Source organism: Bradyrhizobium sp. LTSP885 (assembly GCF_000938305.1).
Lineage (GTDB): Bacteria > Pseudomonadota > Alphaproteobacteria > Rhizobiales > Xanthobacteraceae > Bradyrhizobium.
Genome location: NZ_JYMT01000042.1, coordinates 541,518 through 558,398 on the forward strand (window position 1 = coordinate 541,518; position 16,881 = coordinate 558,398).

Annotated in this window: 18 protein-coding genes and 1 pseudogene; 10 read left to right on the forward strand and 9 right to left on the reverse strand. The window is 63.7% G+C overall.

Features of this window, described 5'->3' with window-relative positions; genetic code table 11:
• Positions 1-102: 102 nt before the first annotated feature.
• Positions 103-1,236: a patatin-like phospholipase family protein gene (locus UP09_RS31605; RefSeq protein WP_044542232.1), complete on the forward strand. Its 1,134-nt coding sequence runs from the start codon at positions 103-105 to the stop codon at positions 1,234-1,236.
• Positions 1,237-1,331: 95 nt separating this feature from the next.
• The gene (locus UP09_RS31610; protein WP_044542233.1) at positions 1,332-2,069 is read left to right on the forward strand and encodes a TetR/AcrR family transcriptional regulator; all 738 of its coding nucleotides are present in this window, start codon (positions 1,332-1,334) and stop codon (positions 2,067-2,069) included.
• Positions 2,070-2,074: 5 nt separating this feature from the next.
• Here the strand turns inward: UP09_RS31610 and UP09_RS38275 are convergent, their stop codons facing one another.
• On the reverse strand, positions 2,075-2,371 hold the full coding sequence (locus UP09_RS38275) for a hypothetical protein (protein ID WP_197082792.1): 297 nt from the start codon (positions 2,369-2,371) through the stop codon (positions 2,075-2,077).
• Here UP09_RS38275 and UP09_RS31615 point away from each other — a divergent pair.
• From UP09_RS31615 to UP09_RS31625, 3 genes are all read left to right on the forward strand, one after another.
• The gene (locus tag UP09_RS31615; RefSeq protein WP_245302295.1) at positions 2,370-2,972 is read left to right on the forward strand and encodes a PepSY domain-containing protein; all 603 of its coding nucleotides are present in this window, start codon (positions 2,370-2,372) and stop codon (positions 2,970-2,972) included. The two genes, UP09_RS38275 and UP09_RS31615, sit on opposite strands and share 2 nt — an antisense overlap.
• A 335-nt stretch (positions 2,973-3,307) precedes the next feature.
• Positions 3,308-4,333 (forward strand): aspartate-semialdehyde dehydrogenase, encoded by a 1,026-nt coding sequence (locus tag UP09_RS31620; protein WP_044542234.1) that lies wholly within the window; start codon positions 3,308-3,310, stop codon positions 4,331-4,333.
• A gap of 73 nt (positions 4,334-4,406) precedes the next feature.
• On the forward strand, positions 4,407-4,913 hold the full coding sequence (locus tag UP09_RS31625; protein ID WP_044542699.1) for a GNAT family N-acetyltransferase: 507 nt from the start codon (positions 4,407-4,409) through the stop codon (positions 4,911-4,913).
• A 3-nt stretch (positions 4,914-4,916) separates the two neighbouring features.
• Here UP09_RS31625 and queA read toward each other — a convergent pair whose 3' ends face one another.
• The 5 genes from queA to coaD form a co-directional block, all read right to left on the reverse strand.
• Positions 4,917-5,993: a tRNA preQ1(34) S-adenosylmethionine ribosyltransferase-isomerase QueA gene (gene queA, locus UP09_RS31630; protein ID WP_044542235.1), complete on the reverse strand. Its 1,077-nt coding sequence runs from the start codon at positions 5,991-5,993 to the stop codon at positions 4,917-4,919.
• A gap of 107 nt (positions 5,994-6,100) precedes the next feature.
• Positions 6,101-6,565: a peptidylprolyl isomerase gene (locus tag UP09_RS31635; protein WP_044542236.1), complete on the reverse strand. Its 465-nt coding sequence runs from the start codon at positions 6,563-6,565 to the stop codon at positions 6,101-6,103.
• Positions 6,541-6,981, reverse strand: coding sequence for a UCP034077 family protein (locus tag UP09_RS31640; RefSeq protein WP_044542237.1), 441 nt, complete (start codon positions 6,979-6,981; stop codon positions 6,541-6,543). The genes UP09_RS31635 and UP09_RS31640 overlap by 25 nt, the downstream gene beginning before the upstream one ends.
• 3 nt (positions 6,982-6,984) lie before the next feature.
• Entirely contained in the window at positions 6,985-7,527 is a 543-nt protein-coding gene (locus tag UP09_RS31645) for a peptidylprolyl isomerase (protein WP_044542238.1), read from the reverse strand.
• Positions 7,528-7,572: 45 nt separating this feature from the next.
• Positions 7,573-8,070: a pantetheine-phosphate adenylyltransferase gene (gene coaD, locus UP09_RS31650; RefSeq protein WP_044542239.1), complete on the reverse strand. Its 498-nt coding sequence runs from the start codon at positions 8,068-8,070 to the stop codon at positions 7,573-7,575.
• A gap of 267 nt (positions 8,071-8,337) precedes the next feature.
• On the opposite strand from coaD, the gene UP09_RS31655 reads away from it, so the two are divergent.
• The 4 genes and pseudogenes from UP09_RS31655 to UP09_RS31670 all read left to right on the forward strand — a co-directional run bounded on the left by UP09_RS31655 (position 8,338) and on the right by UP09_RS31670 (position 12,375).
• Complete coding sequence (locus UP09_RS31655; RefSeq protein WP_044542240.1) at positions 8,338-8,595, forward strand: hypothetical protein; 258 nt, start codon at positions 8,338-8,340, stop codon at positions 8,593-8,595.
• Between the two features lie 154 nt (positions 8,596-8,749).
• Complete coding sequence (locus UP09_RS31660) at positions 8,750-10,645, forward strand: KUP/HAK/KT family potassium transporter (protein WP_044542700.1); 1,896 nt, start codon at positions 8,750-8,752, stop codon at positions 10,643-10,645.
• 102 nt (positions 10,646-10,747) lie between these two features.
• Positions 10,748-11,305, forward strand: coding sequence for a hypothetical protein (locus UP09_RS31665; RefSeq protein ID WP_156164871.1), 558 nt, complete (start codon positions 10,748-10,750; stop codon positions 11,303-11,305).
• 114 nt (positions 11,306-11,419) lie between these two features.
• Positions 11,420-12,375, forward strand: a pseudogene (locus UP09_RS31670) (phosphotransferase family protein).
• A gap of 12 nt (positions 12,376-12,387) precedes the next feature.
• Here UP09_RS31670 and gyrA read toward each other — a convergent pair.
• Complete coding sequence (gene gyrA / locus UP09_RS31675) at positions 12,388-15,111, reverse strand: DNA gyrase subunit A (protein ID WP_044542242.1); 2,724 nt, start codon at positions 15,109-15,111, stop codon at positions 12,388-12,390.
• Between the two features lie 226 nt (positions 15,112-15,337).
• Positions 15,338-15,736: a DUF2306 domain-containing protein gene (locus tag UP09_RS31680; protein ID WP_044542243.1), complete on the reverse strand. Its 399-nt coding sequence runs from the start codon at positions 15,734-15,736 to the stop codon at positions 15,338-15,340.
• Between the two features lie 223 nt (positions 15,737-15,959).
• On the opposite strand from UP09_RS31680, the gene UP09_RS31685 reads away from it, so the two are divergent.
• Positions 15,960-16,325 (forward strand): low molecular weight protein tyrosine phosphatase family protein, encoded by a 366-nt coding sequence (locus tag UP09_RS31685; protein ID WP_044542244.1) that lies wholly within the window; start codon positions 15,960-15,962, stop codon positions 16,323-16,325.
• Between the two features lie 27 nt (positions 16,326-16,352).
• Here the strand turns inward: UP09_RS31685 and UP09_RS31690 are convergent, their stop codons facing one another.
• Positions 16,353-16,853, reverse strand: a complete 501-nt coding sequence (locus UP09_RS31690; RefSeq protein ID WP_044542245.1) for a single-stranded DNA-binding protein — start codon at positions 16,851-16,853, stop codon at positions 16,353-16,355.
• Positions 16,854-16,881 lie beyond the last annotated feature (28 nt).

Below are 16,881 nucleotides of genomic sequence, written 5' to 3' on the forward strand. Positions count from 1 at the left end.
CGCTGCGCCTGCATCCCGCGCGAACCGTAACGGGCCTCAGATGTTCTCACCTTCCAAGACCCGGCTTCCATGACCCGGCAGTCCGCCTGCGCCGGGCTTCGAATGACGGCAACCGGCGCGATCCGGCAAGCGGTTCTCCTGTGCGGCCTCGCGCTTGCGCTGGCGGCCTGCAGTTCGCTCCCGCGCGTGTCTTACACCGCGGCCGACGCTGCCGATTCGCGCGTCCTCGATCTCGACGGGCTGCGGCGCTATGCGGATGACCCCGTCTCAAAATTCCAGATCGACAAGCAGGTCCCCTCGCAGGTCCAGACATACCTAGCCCTCTCCGGCGGCGGCGCCGACGGCGCCTATGGCGTGGGCGTCCTCAACGGCTTGACGGCGGCCGGCACCCGCCCGACCTTCTCGGTCGTCTCGGGCGTCAGCACCGGCGGCCTGATGGCGCCCTTCGCGTTCCTCGGCCCGGGTTACGACGAGACGCTGAAAGACGTCTACACCAGCGGCATCGCGGAAACCCTGCTGAAGGATCCGAGCATCATGCGGGTGCTGTTCGGATCCGGCCTATTCGGCAACACGCGGCTGCGCGAGCTGGTGGCCCGCTATGTCGGGCCCGACGTCCTCAGCGCCGTGGCGCGCGAAAATGCCAAGGGCAGAAAACTGCTGATCGTCACGACCGATCTCGACACCCAGCGGACCGTGATCTGGGACATGGGGCGGATTGCCGCCGTCGGGACGCCTGAGGCGCTGCAGCTGTTCCGCGACGTGATGGCAGCCTCGGCCAGCATCCCGCTGGTGTTTCCGCCGATCATGATCGACGCCGAGGGTCAGGGGCAGCGTTTCCAGGAGATGCATGTCGATGGCGGCGTGACGGCGCCGGTGCTGACGCTGCCGGACGCCCTGCTGTTTCAGGGACACGCGTGGCCCGCAAACGGCCGGCTGAACATCTACATTCTCGTCAACAAGAAGCTCGAACGGACCTTCGAGCTCGTGTCCAACTCCACCCTGGACGTCGCCTCCCGAAGCATTTCCTCGCTCACGCAGGCGCAGACGCGCTCGGTCATCCTCTCGACCTACGACTTCGCCAGACGCAACCGCCTGGGCTTCCATTTGTCCTATATCGAGCGCGACTACCCGGAGCCGGCGTCGGCCGCCTTCGATACGGCCTATATGCGCGCCCTCTACGACTACGGATATGCGAAGGCTGCGGCCGGCCGCGCCTGGACCTCGACGCCACCATGAACTGATAGCTCGAGACGCCCCCGAATGGACGAATCCGCCCGTCGCGGGGTATAGACTGGAGAAACCCGTCCGACGCACAACGAGATGAATGGGCAATGGGATTGACGGCAACCAAGGTCAAGGCGGCAAAACGCGGCGTCGTGAAGTCGCGCGGTGGCCGGCCGACCCGGGACGCCGCGATCGAGCGCGACCAGCGGCTGATCGAGGCCGCCACGCGCTTGTTCCTGGAACGCGGCTTCGACGCGACCTCGATCGACGCATTGGCCGAGGCCGCACGCGTCAGCAAACCAACCGTTTATGCGCAGTATGGCGACAAGCGCGGCCTGTTCACCGCGGTGCTTCGGCGCGAGATTGCGCGCTGGCTCGCGCCACTTGCAGAGGCCGCGAGCGAGATGCGGTTCGACGACCTGTCAGCCGGTGCGGTCGAGCAGCGGCTGATCGATCTCGGGCGCCAGTTGCTCACGATGAACTGCGGCGACGATGCGATCGCCTTCAGCCGGATCCTGACCGCCCAGGCGATCAATTTTCCCGAGATCGCCAAACTTGCCGTAGACGAAGGCTGGTCGAAAGCCGTCTCCACGACGGCCGAATTCTTCGATCATCTGGTCGCCGGCGGTGCCCTCGACCTCGAGGACACGACCATCGCGGCCGAGACGTTTCTCAACATGGTGGTCGGCCACACCCACCGGATGGCGACGTTCGGTATCCCGATCGACATGGCGACCGCCGAGCAGCGGATGGAGGTGTCGATCCGGCTGTTTCTGGCGGGCGCCCTTGGACCGCCGGACCGGTCCCGGGACGCGGCCAAGGCCCGGCGTCGGCCGGCCCGCTGACGGTTCTAAAGACGTTCGATTTCCGCTGCGATTTCCGCTGCGAATACCGCCAATTCGTCCTTGACCAAAACAAAACGAAACCGTATGGTTTTATTATAAAGAAGACGCGGGAAACCCGTGATCCAGCCCCCATTGGTCTCGCGTCGTCTTGAAAACTTCGATCGTCGCAAATGGAGCCGTTCTGTCCAAGACATTCGGCGGCCGACCTTGCATTGAAGGTCGGCCGCACCACTCTTGAACGTAATGGCTCCTGCGGCGGACGAAAGCATGGGTGCGGCGATGACAACAGGACGACTGCGCATGCTGGAGGATCGGGCGTTTGGAGCGCTGTTGCTGGCGACAGCCCTGTTGTTGCCGTTCGCGTCCCCCTCCTATGCGGTCGCGACGTTGGACACTGCTCTAGCTCCGCTCCAGGCTCCTGCCGATGATGCCACCGACCTCGACCCGGAAACGGTCCGCCGCGAGCTCGACAGTTTCCGCGCCGCCCGGATCACATTGCGCCAGGCGATGACCATCGCCGAGGCCCTGCACGCCGGCTCGACGACAGCGGATATCAGCTTCGATGGCGCCGCTGCGCAGCCGGTCTACCGGGTCAAGACTGTGCAGCGTGATCGCGTCTGGCGGCATGCCATCAACGCCACGACGGGCGAAGTGATGGACCACCAAGCCGCCTCCCCCCTCGCGACGCTCGATACCGAGGACCAAAGCAACCTGCTCGTATTGCGGGCGCTGCGGCACCGCCTGTCGGACGCCGTGCTGGTGGCCGAGCGCGCGGCGGCCGGAAAGGCAATCAGCGGCGGCCTTACGCGCGAGGCCGGCAAGCTCAATTTCGTGATCGTCGTGGTCAGCGGCGCCGATCTGAAACAGGTGATCCTCGAGCCCCCGCGGGCGCGCGTGCGCTAGAGCATTTTCGGTTCTGATTGAATCAGAACCGAAGCTCTAGATTGTTGTTTTGACGCGTTTTCTTTACGCGAACCGGTATCCACTTCGCTCGAAAACGCTCTAGGATCGACGGCTGCGCGTCCAAAATCGGTTGACGGGCGCAAAACTCTCCCTCATATATCCGCGCCATGATCACGACCACCAAACGCACGACCAAAACCACCAAGCCCTCTGGGGCCTCGGGAGGCGTGCGCGCGTAGTCGATCGAACCGCATCATCTCATCCCGAAGCCCCGCCTGATGAAGGACCGGGGCTTTTTTATTGCCTAAAGCGAACGCAAATCGAAGGAGGACAAAGTGAGTAACGATCCCGTCGTCGCGATTGTCGGCGTCACCGGTGCCGTCGGCGCCGAATTCATCGCCACCATGGACAGACGCGGATTCCGCGTCGGCAGACTGAAGGCGCTGGCGAGTGCCCGCTCCGCCGGCAAGACCATCGACTTCCGCGGCAAGCAAGTCGTGATCGAGGAACTCACCGAGCGCGCCTTCGAGGGCGTCGACCTCGCGCTGTTCTCGGCCGGCAGCGGCATCTCGAAGAAGTTTGCGCCGCTGGCGGTCAAGTCCGGCGCCGTCGTGATCGACAATTCCTCGGCGTTCCGGATGGATCCGAACGTGCCGCTGGTGATCCCGGAGATCAATGCGAACCGCATCCGCGAGCACAAGGGCATCATCGCCGTTCCAAACTGCGCCGCCATCACTGCGCTGGTGCCGCTGTGGCCGGTCCACCAGAAGAACCGCATCAAGCGCGTGATCATCTCGACCTATCAGGCCGCGAGCGGCGCTGGAGCGGCCGCGATGGAAGAACTCGTGGAATCCACCCGCGCCAATCTCAACGGTCAGGTCTTTACGCCGAAGGTGATGCCGCATCCCTACGCCTTCAACCTGTTCAACCACAACACATCAGTCGATCCGGAGACCGGCTACAACGACGAGGAGACCAAGGTCATCAAGGAGACCCGCAAGATCTTCGAGGACGAGAGGATCGCGATCGGCGTCACCTGCGTTCGCGTGCCGGTGCTGCGCGCCCATTGCGAGGCGATCACCTTCGAATGCGAGAAGCCGATCACCGAGGACCAGGTGCGCGCGATCATGGCGCAGGCGCCGGGCGTCAAGGTCGTCGACGACCGCGTGAAGAACTACTTCCCGATGCCGATCGATGCATCCGGCCAGGACGACGTGCTGGTCGGCCGCATCCGCAAGGACCTCAGCGATCCCTCGGGTCATTCGATCTCGATCTTCGTCGCGGCCGATCAGCTCCTGAAGGGTGCTGCGCTCAACGCGGTGCAGATCGCCGAGCTATTGCCCGAGCGCGTGATGGCGTGAGGCACCTCCCGCTGACCTGTCATCTCCGGCAAAATCGGGGATGACCGGTTGGCCTCTGACGGAATCCTTCGACATGAATTCCCCGGCTGAACAATTCGAGATCAGAGACCTGCACGCGCATTCCGCGCGCGAGCAACTCCTGCGCCTGAACAATGCCAGCGCCCGGGAAACGTCGCTGCTGACGGCGGCGCGGTTCGAGCAGCTGATCGAGACCGCAGCGGTCGCGCTGTTCATTCCGCCCTCCGCCGCGTTGCTGTTGGCGTTCGAGCACTCCGACGCCTACGACGGCACCCATTTCGGCTGGTTTCGCGGCCGGATGGACCGGTTCCTCTACGCCGACCGGATCGTCGTTGGCGAAGCATGGCGACGGCACGGACTGGCGCGCATGCTCTATCGCGAGGTGTTCCGGCAGGCCGCGCGTCGCGGCCTTGGCCGTGTCTGCTGCGAGGTCAATGTCGAGCCGCCGAATCCAATATCGGACGCTTTCCACGACTCGCTTGGCTTCGAGGAAGTCGGCCGGGCCACGATCGACGGCGGCGTCAAGACGGTCCGCTATCTCTGTTCGACGCTTGAGGCTTGAGGCTCAATCGCGCCCGCGAAACAGCAGGCAGGCGTCGCCATAGGAATAGAAGCGATAGCCGTCCTTGATCGCATGCGCATAGGCGCGCTTCATGGTCTCCAGCCCGGAAAACGCCGAGACCAGCATGAACAGCGTCGAGCGCGGCAGATGGAAATTTGTCAGCAGGATATCGACCGCGCGGAAGCGATAGCCCGGCGTGATGAAGATCGACGTCTCCGCCGAGAACGGCTGGATGGTGCCGTCGGCGGCGGCCGCGCTTTCCAGCAGCCGCAGCGACGTCGTACCGATCGCAACGATACGGCCGCCGTTGGCGCGCGCGGCGTTCAGGGCTGATGCGGTCTCGGCGCTGATGCAGCCCCATTCGGCGTGCATCCGGTGCTCCGATGTCTCCTCCACCTTCACCGGCAGGAACGTCCCTGCCCCGACATGCAAGGTCAGCCGGTGTAGCGTGATGCCGCGGCCGCGCAGCGCAGCTTCCAGCGCCGGCGTGAAATGCAACCCCGCCGTTGGTGCAGCCACCGCGCCTTCATTGGCCGCGAACATGGTTTGGTAGTCGGCAGCGTCCTGGTCGTCAGGCGTGCGCTTGGAGGCGATGTAGGGCGGCAGCGGCGGTGTGCCGACATCGGCAATGGCCTGATCCAGCGCCGGTCCGTGGAACGAGAACGACAAGGTCACCTCGCCGTCCTGCCCCTTGGCCTCGACCTGCGCGTCGAGATGACCGAGCAAGCAGACCTTGCCCTCGTTGCCGAACCTGACAGTGTCGCCGGGGCTGAGCTTCTTCGCCGGCTTCACCAGAGCCTGCCAGCGCGAGCCGTCGAGCCGCTTGATCAGGGTCGCCTCGATCTTCGGCTCGGTCTCGCGTCCGATCCGGCGGCCCTTAAGCTGCGCCGCGATCACCTTGGTGTCGTTGACGACGATCTGATCGCCCGGCTCGAGCCAATGCGGCAGGTCGCCGATGGTGGCATCGCGCAACACCCCGTCGGGATGCACCACCAGCATCCGCGCAGCATCGCGCGGGCTCGCGGGCCGCAGCGCGATGCTTTCGGGGGGGAGCTCGAAGTCGAAGAGATCGGTGCGCATGGCGCCTCACTCGGCGTCATTCCGGGGCACGCGAAGCGTGAACCCGGAATCTCGAGATTCCGGATGGCCGCGCAGAGCGCGGCCTCCGGAATGACGTTGTGTGTGGCTTACTTCGCGTCGGCAGCCATGTGCGCCTTGACGATCTTGTCCGGGTCCTTCACCGGCTCACCGCGCTTGATCTTGTCGACATTGTCCATGCCGTCGGTGACCTTGCCCCAGACCGTGTACTGGTTGTTGAGGAAGGAGGCGTCGTCGAAGCAGATGAAGAACTGGCTGTCGCCGGAATCCGGGCTGGCGGCGCGGGCCATCGAGGTGGTGCCGCGGACATGCGGCTCCTTGTTGAATTCGGCCTTCAGCTTCTTGCCGGAACCGCCCGTGCCGGTGCCCTGCGGGCAGCCGGTCTGCGCCATGAAGCCTTCGATCACGCGATGGAACACGATGCCGTCGTAAAAGCCCTCGCGCACCAGTTCCTTGATCCGCGCGACGTGGCCCGGCGCAAGATCGGGACGCATCTCGATCGTGACGGGGCCCTGGGTGGTTTCGAGGATCAGAGTATTTTCGGTAGCAGCCATGCTCGCTTCTCCTGGCTTCTGGGTGGATATTTCTTGTTTCTGAACGGGATCGCGAACGGGCGGCCGGCCACCGCACCGCCCAAGTTCTCGGTAAATGGCAACGGCGTGCAACGTTGCAACGCCTCCATCACCGCGACCCGGTATTGCACGCGGTCGTTATCAGTCGCCTGTTCCGATTCATAGCTGATCCTCGGATGGCCGAGGATCGCGCCCTCGCGGTTGAAGCTGACGATCACGGTGATGTCGATCGGGTTAGCTTTTTCCAGCGGCGGTGGCCGCCAGCAATTGTGAATGGCGAGGACGACATCCCGGATCGTGTCGAGTTGCGCCGGCTCGGCCGATACCCCCGCGCTCAGTGTGAACCACAGCAGTGGCGCGGCAAACCAGCAAATCGGTCTGCTGCGCGCAACTGCCATCAGTCACTTGATGTCGGATGCGACTTGCACCTTCACCATCTTGTCGGGGTCGGGAACCGGTTCGCCGCGCTTGAGCTTGTCGACCACGTCCATGCCGGACACCACTTCGCCGATCACGGTGTACTTGCCGTTCAGGCTCGAGCCGTCGGCGAACATGATGAAGAACTGCGAATTCGCCGAGTTGGGATCGCTGGTCCGCGCCATGCCGACTATGCCGCGCTTGTACGGCACGTTGGAGAATTCAGCCGGAAGATTCGGATATTTCGAGCCGCCGGTGCCGTTGAAATTCTTGCCGTCGCCGGTTTGCGCCATGAAGCCGTCGATCACGCGATGGAACGGCACGTTGTTGTAATAGCCGTCTCGCGCCAGCTGCTTGATCCGCTCGGCGTGCTGCGGCGCGAGATCGGTCCTCAGCTTGATGACGATGCGGCCCTTGGTGGTGTCGATGACGATCGCATTGGCCTTGTCGAGGCCAGCGGGCAGCGGTTGCGCGATCGCGGGAACCACGCAGAACAGCGCGGCAACGAATGCGAGAATTCGGATCATGGAAACTCCGGCTCAGGACGTTCGGGGTGTGGCTAATAGCCGGCGTCAACCGGCGAATTTGGCCTTCAGGCTAGCGGCGACCGATGACGGCACGAAGGCTGAGTAGTCGCCGCCCATCTGGGCGATTTGGCGCACCAGTGTGGCGGTGATCGGGCGGACCGCCACCGAGGCCGGGACGAACACGGTATGCACCTCGGGCGCCATCGCCTCGTTCATGCCGGCAAGCTGCATCTCGTAGTCGAGATCGGTGCCGTCGCGCAGGCCGCGAATCATGATGGTCGCGCCGAGCTTGCGCGCCGCCGTCACGGTCAGATTGTCGTAGGTGGTGCAATCGAAGGCGCAGCCCGCCTTCTGGGCGATCGGGGCGCACACCTGCGCCAGCATCTCGAGCCGTTCATCGGTCGAGAATAGCGGCTTCTTGCCGGCATGGACGGCCACGGCGACCACCAGACGGTCGCACAGCGCGACGGCCTGCCGGACCACGTCCAGATGGCCGTTGGTGACGGGATCGAAGGAGCCGGGATAGAGCGCGATACGGGGCATGGGTCCCGTCTAACCCGCCCCGCTTTCCGCGGCAAGCCAGCCCGGTTCCCGGCCACCGCGGTTTTTTATTTCGCCTGGGCCAGTGAACTAACCGTGGGATCCCAGCGTCTACCCGGCGGAATGTTTCGTCGCGGCGTAGCGGACGAAACAAAGCCGGCCCGGGACGAAACCATTTCCCGAGCCGGCGAAGACAGCCGGAAACTTGCGGCCGGTAGAGATTGGACAACGAAACGACGGGCCCGGGGGGCCCGATCACAGGGGACCGTCATGATCAAGGCATTTTCCGCCATCGCTGTTGCCGCGTTCATTGCCGCCGCGCTCACCGTTCTTCCGGGCTTTGCCCCGCAGGTCGAGGCTTCGACACCCCAGCCACTCGCCAAGGCTGACCGCCTCGATATCCACCCCGTCGGCAAGGACTGTTCGCAGCAGGCCTGGCCGAATTTTGAGGCCTCCTGCCTGCGCGCCTCTGGTAGCAAGCTGGTGGTTCGTGAAGCCCGCCTCGTTACCGCCGACCGCACCCCATAGTCAGTCCTGACCGTTACGGCGTCACTTCCGACCGTCACGCAAATCCCATGGTAATTTGCGACGTCCCGTCGCAGACTATGGTCTAACGCGCCCACCGGATGCCCCGGCGGGCGCGCGACCATCGGGGGATCTGCACGTGTCCACTACGCCAGCCATCGCGTCTTCTGGCCACCCTCCGAGCCCGCTTCCGATTGCCACGACACTCGGCGCCCTCGGGGTGGTCTATGGCGACATCGGCACCAGCCCCCTCTACGCGCTCAAGGAAGCCGCCAAGGCCGCCGCTCATGGCGGCGACGTCACATCGAGCCAGGTGCTCGGCGTGGTCTCGCTGATCCTGTGGGCGCTGATCCTGATCATCTCGCTCAAATACGCCATGCTGATCATGCGCGCGGACAACCGCGGCGAAGGCGGCATCGTCGCGCTGCTGGCGCTGCTCTCGGCGCGCAACGCGCAGCCCGGGACCTGGCGGGTGCATTTGCTCGTCGTCGGCCTGATCGGCGCAGCCCTGCTCTACGGGGACGGGGCGATCACGCCCGCGATCTCCGTGCTGTCGGCGATCGAAGGCCTCAAGGTCGACGCGCCGTCGCTGGCACCCGCGGTGGTGCCGATCACCATCGCCATTCTGGTCGTCCTGTTCTTCATCCAGAAGCACGGCACCGGTCTTATCGGCCGGATCTTCGGACCGGTGATGCTGGTCTGGTTCCTGGTGCTGGCCCTGCTTGGCATCCACGGCATCATGAAGGCGCCCGGCGTGCTGGCGGCGCTGAGCCCGACCTACGCGCTGAACATGATGCTGCACGAGGATTTCCGGATCAGCTTCGCCATTCTCGGCGCCGCCTTCCTCGCTGTCACCGGGGGCGAGGCGATGTATGCCGACATGGGGCATTTCGGCCGCTTGCCGATCCGGCTGGCCTGGTTCACGATCTGCCTGCCCGCGCTGGTGCTGAACTATTTCGGCCAAGCCGGCCTTTTGATCTCCGACCCGACCGCGATCGACAACCCGTTCTTCCAATTGTCCCCCGACTGGGCGCATTACCCGATGGTCGCATTGTCGGCGATCGCGACCGTGATTGCCTCGCAGGCGATCATCTCGGGCGTGTTCTCGCTGACCCAGCAGTCGATCCAGCTCGGCTTCCTGCCGCGCATGTATATCCGCCACACCACCAGTGATGCGATCGGGCAAATCTACGTGCCGCTGGTCAACTGGCTGCTCGCGGCCGCAACGCTTGGCGCAGTGCTGGCGTTCGGCACATCGGATGCGCTGGCCGGCGCCTACGGCATCGCCGTGTCACTGCTGATGGCGATCACCACGCTGCTCGCGGCGCTGGTCGCGATCCAGTGGGGCTATTCGCCGATCCTGGTGATCGCGGTGAACGGCTTCTTCTTCATCATCGACCTGATCTTCTTCGCGGCGAATTCCGAGAAGCTGATGGAGGGCGGCTGGTTCCCGCTGCTGCTCGCCGCGGCCGTCGCGTTCCTGATGATGACCTGGCGCGGCGGCGTGAAGCTGGTCGAGAAGGCGCGCAGCAAGCTGCGCCAGCCCGAAGAGGACCTGATCGAGACCGCGGTCAACAAGTGCCAGAGCCGCCTGCCCGGCACCGCCGTGTTCCTGGCGTCGGCGCCCAACGGCGTGCCGCTGGCGCTGACGCAATTCGTCAAGCACAACCACGTGCTGCATGAGCGCGTGCTGCTGGTCACCGTGCTGATCGAGGAGGCGCCGCGGATCTCCGACGACGACCGCGCCAGCATCGTCGAGATCGTCCCGGGCATTACCCGCATCATCCTGCATTACGGCTTCATGCAGTATCCGACCATCTATGAGGGGCTGAAGCTCGCCTGCCGGCAAGGCAAGCTGCCGGGCATCGATCTCACCGACGTGACCTACTACATCGGCCGCGAGACCATCATCCCGAGTGAGGACATCCCGGGCATGTGGGTGTGGCGGGAGTCGCTGTTCGCCTTCCTGCAGCGCAACGCCGAACGCACCGCCGCGTTCTTCGGCGTGCCAAGCGGGCAAGTCGTGGAGTTCGGGACCGAGATCGAGATTTAGCATCCGTAGCCCGGATGGAGCGAAGCGCAATCCGGGACAGTCGAGACCGCGTTCAGACTCCCGGATTTCGCTTCGCTCCATCCGGGCTACGGAACGAACCTGTTGCAGGCAGAACGAAGCTTCATGCCGCCCATCTCTTACGCAACTCGGATATTTGCTCCCCGCGCACAGTTCAAAGTGTTGCTCGGAATAGGCCTCACTTGGGCCTGCACGTACATCTTCTTCACGGGACTGACCGAAGCCACGCTGGAAGGCGAGCCATACGCTTTTCCGGTATTCGGGGGGGCCAATTTTCTGATCCTGATCAGCGCCCCGGTCGCACAATCCGTCTTCTTCGTTCTGGCCCAGAAAACGTCATGGCTGCTGAACCTTTATCTCGCGATCTCCATCGCCTGTTGCGCTGTCGCCGGGCTGCACGTGGCGGACGGCGGCTATCAATTCACCTATTGGCATCAAGGTGACTTGCTATGCAGACACGGGTGCGACGACGTATGGATCTTTGGCTGGCTGGTCTTCGGGCAAGCCTGCATTCTGGCGGTTTCGTCACCATTCGTTTTCGAGGATTTCCCAGGAATTTGGAAAGCGATAACGAGACTCTTCCTCATCATCGTACTTTCGTTGCTATCTCTGACGTCCTGCGCACTAACGATGTCGTTCTGAGATGATAGCGTCGCTGCGTAGCCCGGATGGAGCGAAGCGCAATCCGAGACAGCGGACGCGGCATGGCGAGAACCCCGGATTTCGCGTCGCTTCACCCGGGCTATAGGAACGCAAATGTCCGACGAGCCCCTTCAGCTAAAACCCCGGCTGGCAATCTCGATCGACCAGGCGCAGGCGATCATCGGCCGCGTCGCGCCTCGTGCAACGGTGCGCGAGGTCATCGAGCTGCGCGGCGGAGAGATCAGTACGATCCTCGAGATCGTGCTGACCGAAGCTGCAAGCTACATCCTCAAGGTCTATCCGGAACAGCTGCAGTGGAAGATGGCGAAGGAGGTCCATGTGCTCGGGCTCCTCGAGCGGGTCGACATCCCCGTTCCCCGCATTCTACTCGCCGACGACACGCGCTCGGTGATCGATCTCTCGTTCGTGCTGATGACCAGGCTCGACGGTGTCGAACTCGGCCGGCGCGATCCGGAGCTGAGCGCTCAGGATCAGTTTGCGATCTTTGCCGAGATGGGCGCGGCGCTCCGCACGATCAACGACATCACCCTCGACAGCTTTGGCTATATCGGCCCGAACGGGGTCTGGACGCCGCACCCGACCAACCGCGCCTACATGTCGGCCCAGTTCGACAAGAAGCTGACGGAGTTTTGCACGCGCGGCGGCGACGAGGCGTTAGCCGCCCGACTACGGGCCAGCATCGCTGCGCACCGACATCTGCTCGACGCCGCAGACGTGCCCGCCTCTGCCACTACGATCTCCATGCCGGCAACGTGCTGGTGACGCCACAAGGCAAGCCGCAACTCCTGGGAATCGTCGATTTCGAGAATGCCGTCGCCGGCGATCCGCTGATGGATATCGCCAAGGCGCTGTACTATTTCACGCCGAAGGATGCGCCCAAGCGCGACGGACTGCTCGCGGGTTACGGTGAACTCGGCCGCCCGGATTGGCAGGCCACGCTCGGCCTCTACCGGCTCGCCTCCACGCTGGAGCTGTGGTGCTGGTTCGCGCAGATCGGCAAGCCCGAGAGGCTTGGCGATCTGACGCAGGAGCTGGCGCGGTTCGAATAGACCCCGGCGGCGCTAACCGCCGTTCCCGTTCTCGTTTTCCTCTTCCGGAATGTGCTCGACCGAGACGACATGCTCGTCCTCGGCGGTGTCGAACACGATCACGCCCTGGGTCGAGCGGCCGGCGACGCGGATGTCGGCGACCGGGCAGCGGATCAGCTGGCCCTTGTCGGTGACCAGCATGATCTGGTCGGCATCCTCGACCGGGAACGAGGCCACCAGCTTGCCGTTGCGGTTGTTGACGCTCATCGCGACGATGCCTTTGCCGCCGCGCCCGGTGGTGCGGTACTCGTAGGACGAGGTCCGCTTGCCATAGCCGTTGATCGAGACCGTGAGCACGACCTGCTCCCTGGCCGACATTTCGGCATAGCGCTCCTGCGACAGCTGGATCGCGTTCGACGTCTCCTCACCCTCGGCATCCGAAGGCTCTTCAGTCGTGGCCTCGCCGGCCACTGCACGGCGCATCTTCAAATACGCCGAGCGCTCGTCCGAGCTGGACTCGACATGGCGCAGAATCGAAAGCGAGATCAGCGTGTCGGCTTCGGCAAGCGCGATGCCGCGCACGCCCATCGAGGTACGGCCGGTGAAGACGCGCACGTCGGTGACGGGGAAGCGGATGCACTGGCCGCCGGAGGCGGTCAGCAGCACGTCGTCATGATCGGTGCAGATCTGCACGTCGACGATCGCCTCGCCCTCGTCGAGCTTCATCGCGATGATGCCGGAGCGGCGGACGTCGACGAAATCGGACAGCTTGTTGCGGCGGACGTTGCCGCCTGTTGTCGCGAACATCACGTCGAGATTGGCCCAGGAGGATTCGTCCTCCGGCAGCGGCATGATGGTGGTGATGCGCTCGCCCTGCTCCAGCGGCAGGATATTGATCAGCGCCTTGCCACGCGCGTTCGGCGCGGCCACCGGCAGCCGCCAGACCTTCTCCTTGTAGACCTGGCCGCGCGACGAGAAGAACAGCACCGGGGTGTGGGTGGACGCCACGAACAGGCGCGCGACGAAATCCTCGTCGCGGGTCTGCATGCCGGCGCGGCCCTTGCCGCCGCGGCGCTGCGCCCGATAGGTCGAAAGCGGCACGCGCTTGACATAGCCGGCGTGCGATACCGTCACCACCATGTCCTCGCGCTGGATCAGGTCCTCGTCCTCGACCTCGCCTTCCTGCTCGATGATCACGGTCTTGCGCGGGGTCGCGAACTGCTGCCTGACCTCGGCGAGTTCGGTCTTGACGATCTCCTGGACCCGCGCACGCGAGCGCAGGATGTCGAGATAGTCGGCGATCTTCGCCGCGAGCTGGTCGAGCTCTTCGGATATTTCCTCGCGCCCGAGCGCGGTCAGCCGCTGCAGCCGCAGATCGAGAATGGCCTTGGCCTGCTCCATCGATAGCCGGATCGTGCCGTCGTCGTTGATGCGATGCCTGGGATCGTCGATCAGCGTGATCATCGATTCGACATCCCGCGCCGGCCAGTCGCGCGACATCAAGGTGTCGCGCGCGGTGTTCGGGTCGGGCGAGGTTCGGATCACCCGGATCATTTCATCGATATTGGCGACCGCGATCGCAAGGCCGACCAGGATATGGGCGCGGTCACGCGCCTTGCCGAGCTGGAACTTGGTCCGGCGGGTCACCACCTGCTCGCGGAACGCGATGAAGATGGTGAGCAGATCCTTCAGATTCATGGTCTGCGGACGGCCGGAATCCAGCGCCAGAATATTGGCGGGGAAATTCGACTGCAGCGGCGTGAACCGATAGATCTGGTTGAGCACCACATCGGGCACCGCATCGCGCTTCAGTTCGATGACGACACGATAGCCATCGCGGTCGGACTCATCGCGCAGATCGCCAATGCCCTCGATCTTCTTCTCTTTCACCAGATCGGCGATACGCTCGACCATCGTCGCCTTGTTCACCTGATAGGGAATTTCGGTGATGATGATCGCTTCACGATCCTTGCGGATGGTGTCGATCGAGACCTTGCCGCGCATCACGATCGAGCCACGGCCGAGATGATAGGCCGAGCGGATGCCCTGGCGCCCCAGGATGATGCCGCCGGTCGGGAAATCCGGGCCCGGAATGATGTTGATGAGATCGTCGATCGAAAGCGCCGGGTTGTCGATCAGCGCGACGCAGGCATCGACGACTTCGCCGAGATTGTGCGGCGGGATGTTGGTCGCCATGCCGACGGCAATTCCTCCGGCGCCGTTGACCAGAAGGTTCGGGAACCTGGCCGGCAGAACCGTCGGCTCGGTCTCGGAGCCGTCGTAGTTGGCCTGGAAATCGACCGTGTCCATGTCGATGTCGGCGAGCACGGCCAGCGCCGCCTTCGTCAGCCGTGCCTCGGTATATCGATAGGCCGCCGGCGGATCGCCGTCGACCGAGCCGAAATTGCCCTGGCCGTCGATCAGCGGCACGCGCAGCGAGAAATCCTGCGCCATCCGGACCATCGCGTCGTAAATCGACTGGTCGCCGTGCGGATGATACTTACCGATCACGTCGCCGACCACGCGGGCGGATTTGACGTATTTCTTGTCCGGCGTGTGTCCCTGCTCGTGCATCGAGTAGAGAATGCGCCGATGCACCGGCTTCAAGCCGTCGCGCGCATCGGGCAGCGCACGCGCCACGATCACGCTCATGGCGTAATCGAGGTAGGACTTCTTCATCTCGTCGAGAATGGAAACGGGACGAATATCGGAGGGCACCGGCGGCTCGCCGGGCTTGTCGTCTTCGGGTTCGGACAAAGGGGAAATCCGGTTAGTTCTGGTCGGGAATCATATAACCCACCGACGGCCTGATAACCACCCTTAACCACCCCAGGGCGGTCCCCGCAAGCCGTTTTTCCCTTCGTTTTTTCATGGACTTACCGGCCGGTTACAAGGTTTCGCAGGGCCTTGCATCGGACGGCGAATAGTGACTGGCGAATAGCCGGTGGAAACCCCTATTCGCCACGCGCGATTTGCCACTCATTCACTGCCCAAACACCACCGCATGCATGATCCGCCCGGGCACGAAGGTGAACAGCCCGGCAATGACCAGTGCGCCGAAGAAGATGCCGATCATCGTGAACCTGTGACGGCGGACATTGTGGGTCCGCGCGGCCATCACGCCCAATACCAGCATCACCAGCGAGAAGATCGACAGCAGGTGGATCGGGCTCCACGGGCCCAGCAGGCGGATCTGGTGGATCCAGAACGAGCTCAGCGCCACGACGAGCATCAGGATTACCCAGATCCAGCCCAGCGTCCGGTGCGGCACGGTGCCCTTCGGCGCGGCCAATTGCACCACGCCGAGCACGAAGGCGGCCATCGCCGCAAACGCATGGAGCGGGATCGCAGGAGCGGCGTCGAGAAGCGGCGCGAGCGACATATGAGACACCGGAAGCGATGACACCGAAGAGATCGACCGAACGGCCAATGTAATGAATATTTACATCTATCTTTACAATGTCAAGTTCAAACGATGCGTCAATTTGGCGTCGCAGTCTCTGCGCGTTACACAATGCGCGAAATGAAGTCAGGCCTCAGGGCCCGGGCCTCAAGACCCAAGCCTCAAGACCGTGTCTTGAACGCGCATTCCAGCATCATCGAACATGACCAACGTCCTATTCGTCTGCAGCGCCAATCGCCTGCGCAGTCCCACCGCCGAGCAGGTCTTTTCGACATGGCCCGGCGTCGAGACGGATTCGGCCGGCGTCTCGTCCGGCGCGAGCGTGCTGTTGTCCTCCGAACAAGTCGATTGGGCCGACATCATTTTTGTGATGGAGAAGACCCATCGCAACAAGCTGGTTCGCCAGTTTCCGCGCCATTTGAAGAACAAGCGCGTCATCTGTCTCGACATCCCTGACGACTATGCGTTCATGGATCCAGTTCTCGTCCAGTTGCTCGAAAGCCGGGTCAGCCGCTTCCTCCCTCGGGCCAAATCGGCCGCAAGAAAGCAGCGCGGCGACGCCGGCTGATCGTCGATTGCTCCGAGAGGTCGCGACTTAGAACGGGATGTCGTCGTCCATGTCGCTGTTGCGGGCGCCTGCCCCGCCGCCCGCGGCAACTGCACGGCGCGGCGCCGAGCTAACCGGACCGGCCGATCCGAAGTCGCCACCGCCGCTGTCATCGGAGAAGCTACCGCCGCCACCGCTGCGGCCGTCGAGCATGGTCAGGCTGGAGTTGAAGCCCTGCAGCACGACCTCGGTCGAGTATTTCTCGACGCCGCTCTGGTCGGTCCATTTGCGGGTCTGCAACTGACCCTCGATGTACACCTTGGCGCCCTTCTTCAGGTACTGCTCGGCGACCTTGCAAAGGCCTTCGTTGAAGATCACGACGCGGTGCCACTCGGTCTTTTCCTTGCGCTCGCCGGTGCCCTTGTCGCGCCAGGTTTCCGAGGTTGCGATGGAAAGATTGGCGATCGGACGACCGTCCTGCGTCCGCCGGATCTCCGGATCCTTGCCGAGGTTTCCAACCAGAATCACCTTGTTCACGCTTCCCGCCATCGCTTCTTCTCCGCCAAAACAGGGCCAG

Coding starts and splice junctions, on each gene's coding strand:
- UP09_RS31605 (WP_044542232.1), top strand. CDS start 103: ATGACGGCAACCGGCGCGATCCGGCAAGCGGTTCTCCTGTGCGGCCTC.
- UP09_RS31610 (WP_044542233.1), top strand. CDS start 1,332: ATGGGATTGACGGCAACCAAGGTCAAGGCGGCAAAACGCGGCGTCGTG.
- UP09_RS31615 (WP_245302295.1), top strand. CDS start 2,370: ATGCTGGAGGATCGGGCGTTTGGAGCGCTGTTGCTGGCGACAGCCCTG.
- UP09_RS38275 (WP_197082792.1), bottom strand. CDS start 2,371: ATGCGCAGTCGTCCTGTTGTCATCGCCGCACCCATGCTTTCGTCCGCC.
- UP09_RS31625 (WP_044542699.1), top strand. CDS start 4,407: ATGAATTCCCCGGCTGAACAATTCGAGATCAGAGACCTGCACGCGCAT.
- queA (WP_044542235.1), bottom strand. CDS start 5,993: ATGCGCACCGATCTCTTCGACTTCGAGCTCCCCCCCGAAAGCATCGCG.
- UP09_RS31635 (WP_044542236.1), bottom strand. CDS start 6,565: ATGGCTGCTACCGAAAATACTCTGATCCTCGAAACCACCCAGGGCCCC.
- UP09_RS31640 (WP_044542237.1), bottom strand. CDS start 6,981: ATGGCAGTTGCGCGCAGCAGACCGATTTGCTGGTTTGCCGCGCCACTG.
- UP09_RS31645 (WP_044542238.1), bottom strand. CDS start 7,527: ATGATCCGAATTCTCGCATTCGTTGCCGCGCTGTTCTGCGTGGTTCCC.
- coaD (WP_044542239.1), bottom strand. CDS start 8,070: ATGCCCCGTATCGCGCTCTATCCCGGCTCCTTCGATCCCGTCACCAAC.
- UP09_RS31655 (WP_044542240.1), top strand. CDS start 8,338: ATGATCAAGGCATTTTCCGCCATCGCTGTTGCCGCGTTCATTGCCGCC.
- UP09_RS31680 (WP_044542243.1), bottom strand. CDS start 15,736: ATGTCGCTCGCGCCGCTTCTCGACGCCGCTCCTGCGATCCCGCTCCAT.
- UP09_RS31685 (WP_044542244.1), top strand. CDS start 15,960: ATGACCAACGTCCTATTCGTCTGCAGCGCCAATCGCCTGCGCAGTCCC.
- UP09_RS31690 (WP_044542245.1), bottom strand. CDS start 16,853: ATGGCGGGAAGCGTGAACAAGGTGATTCTGGTTGGAAACCTCGGCAAG.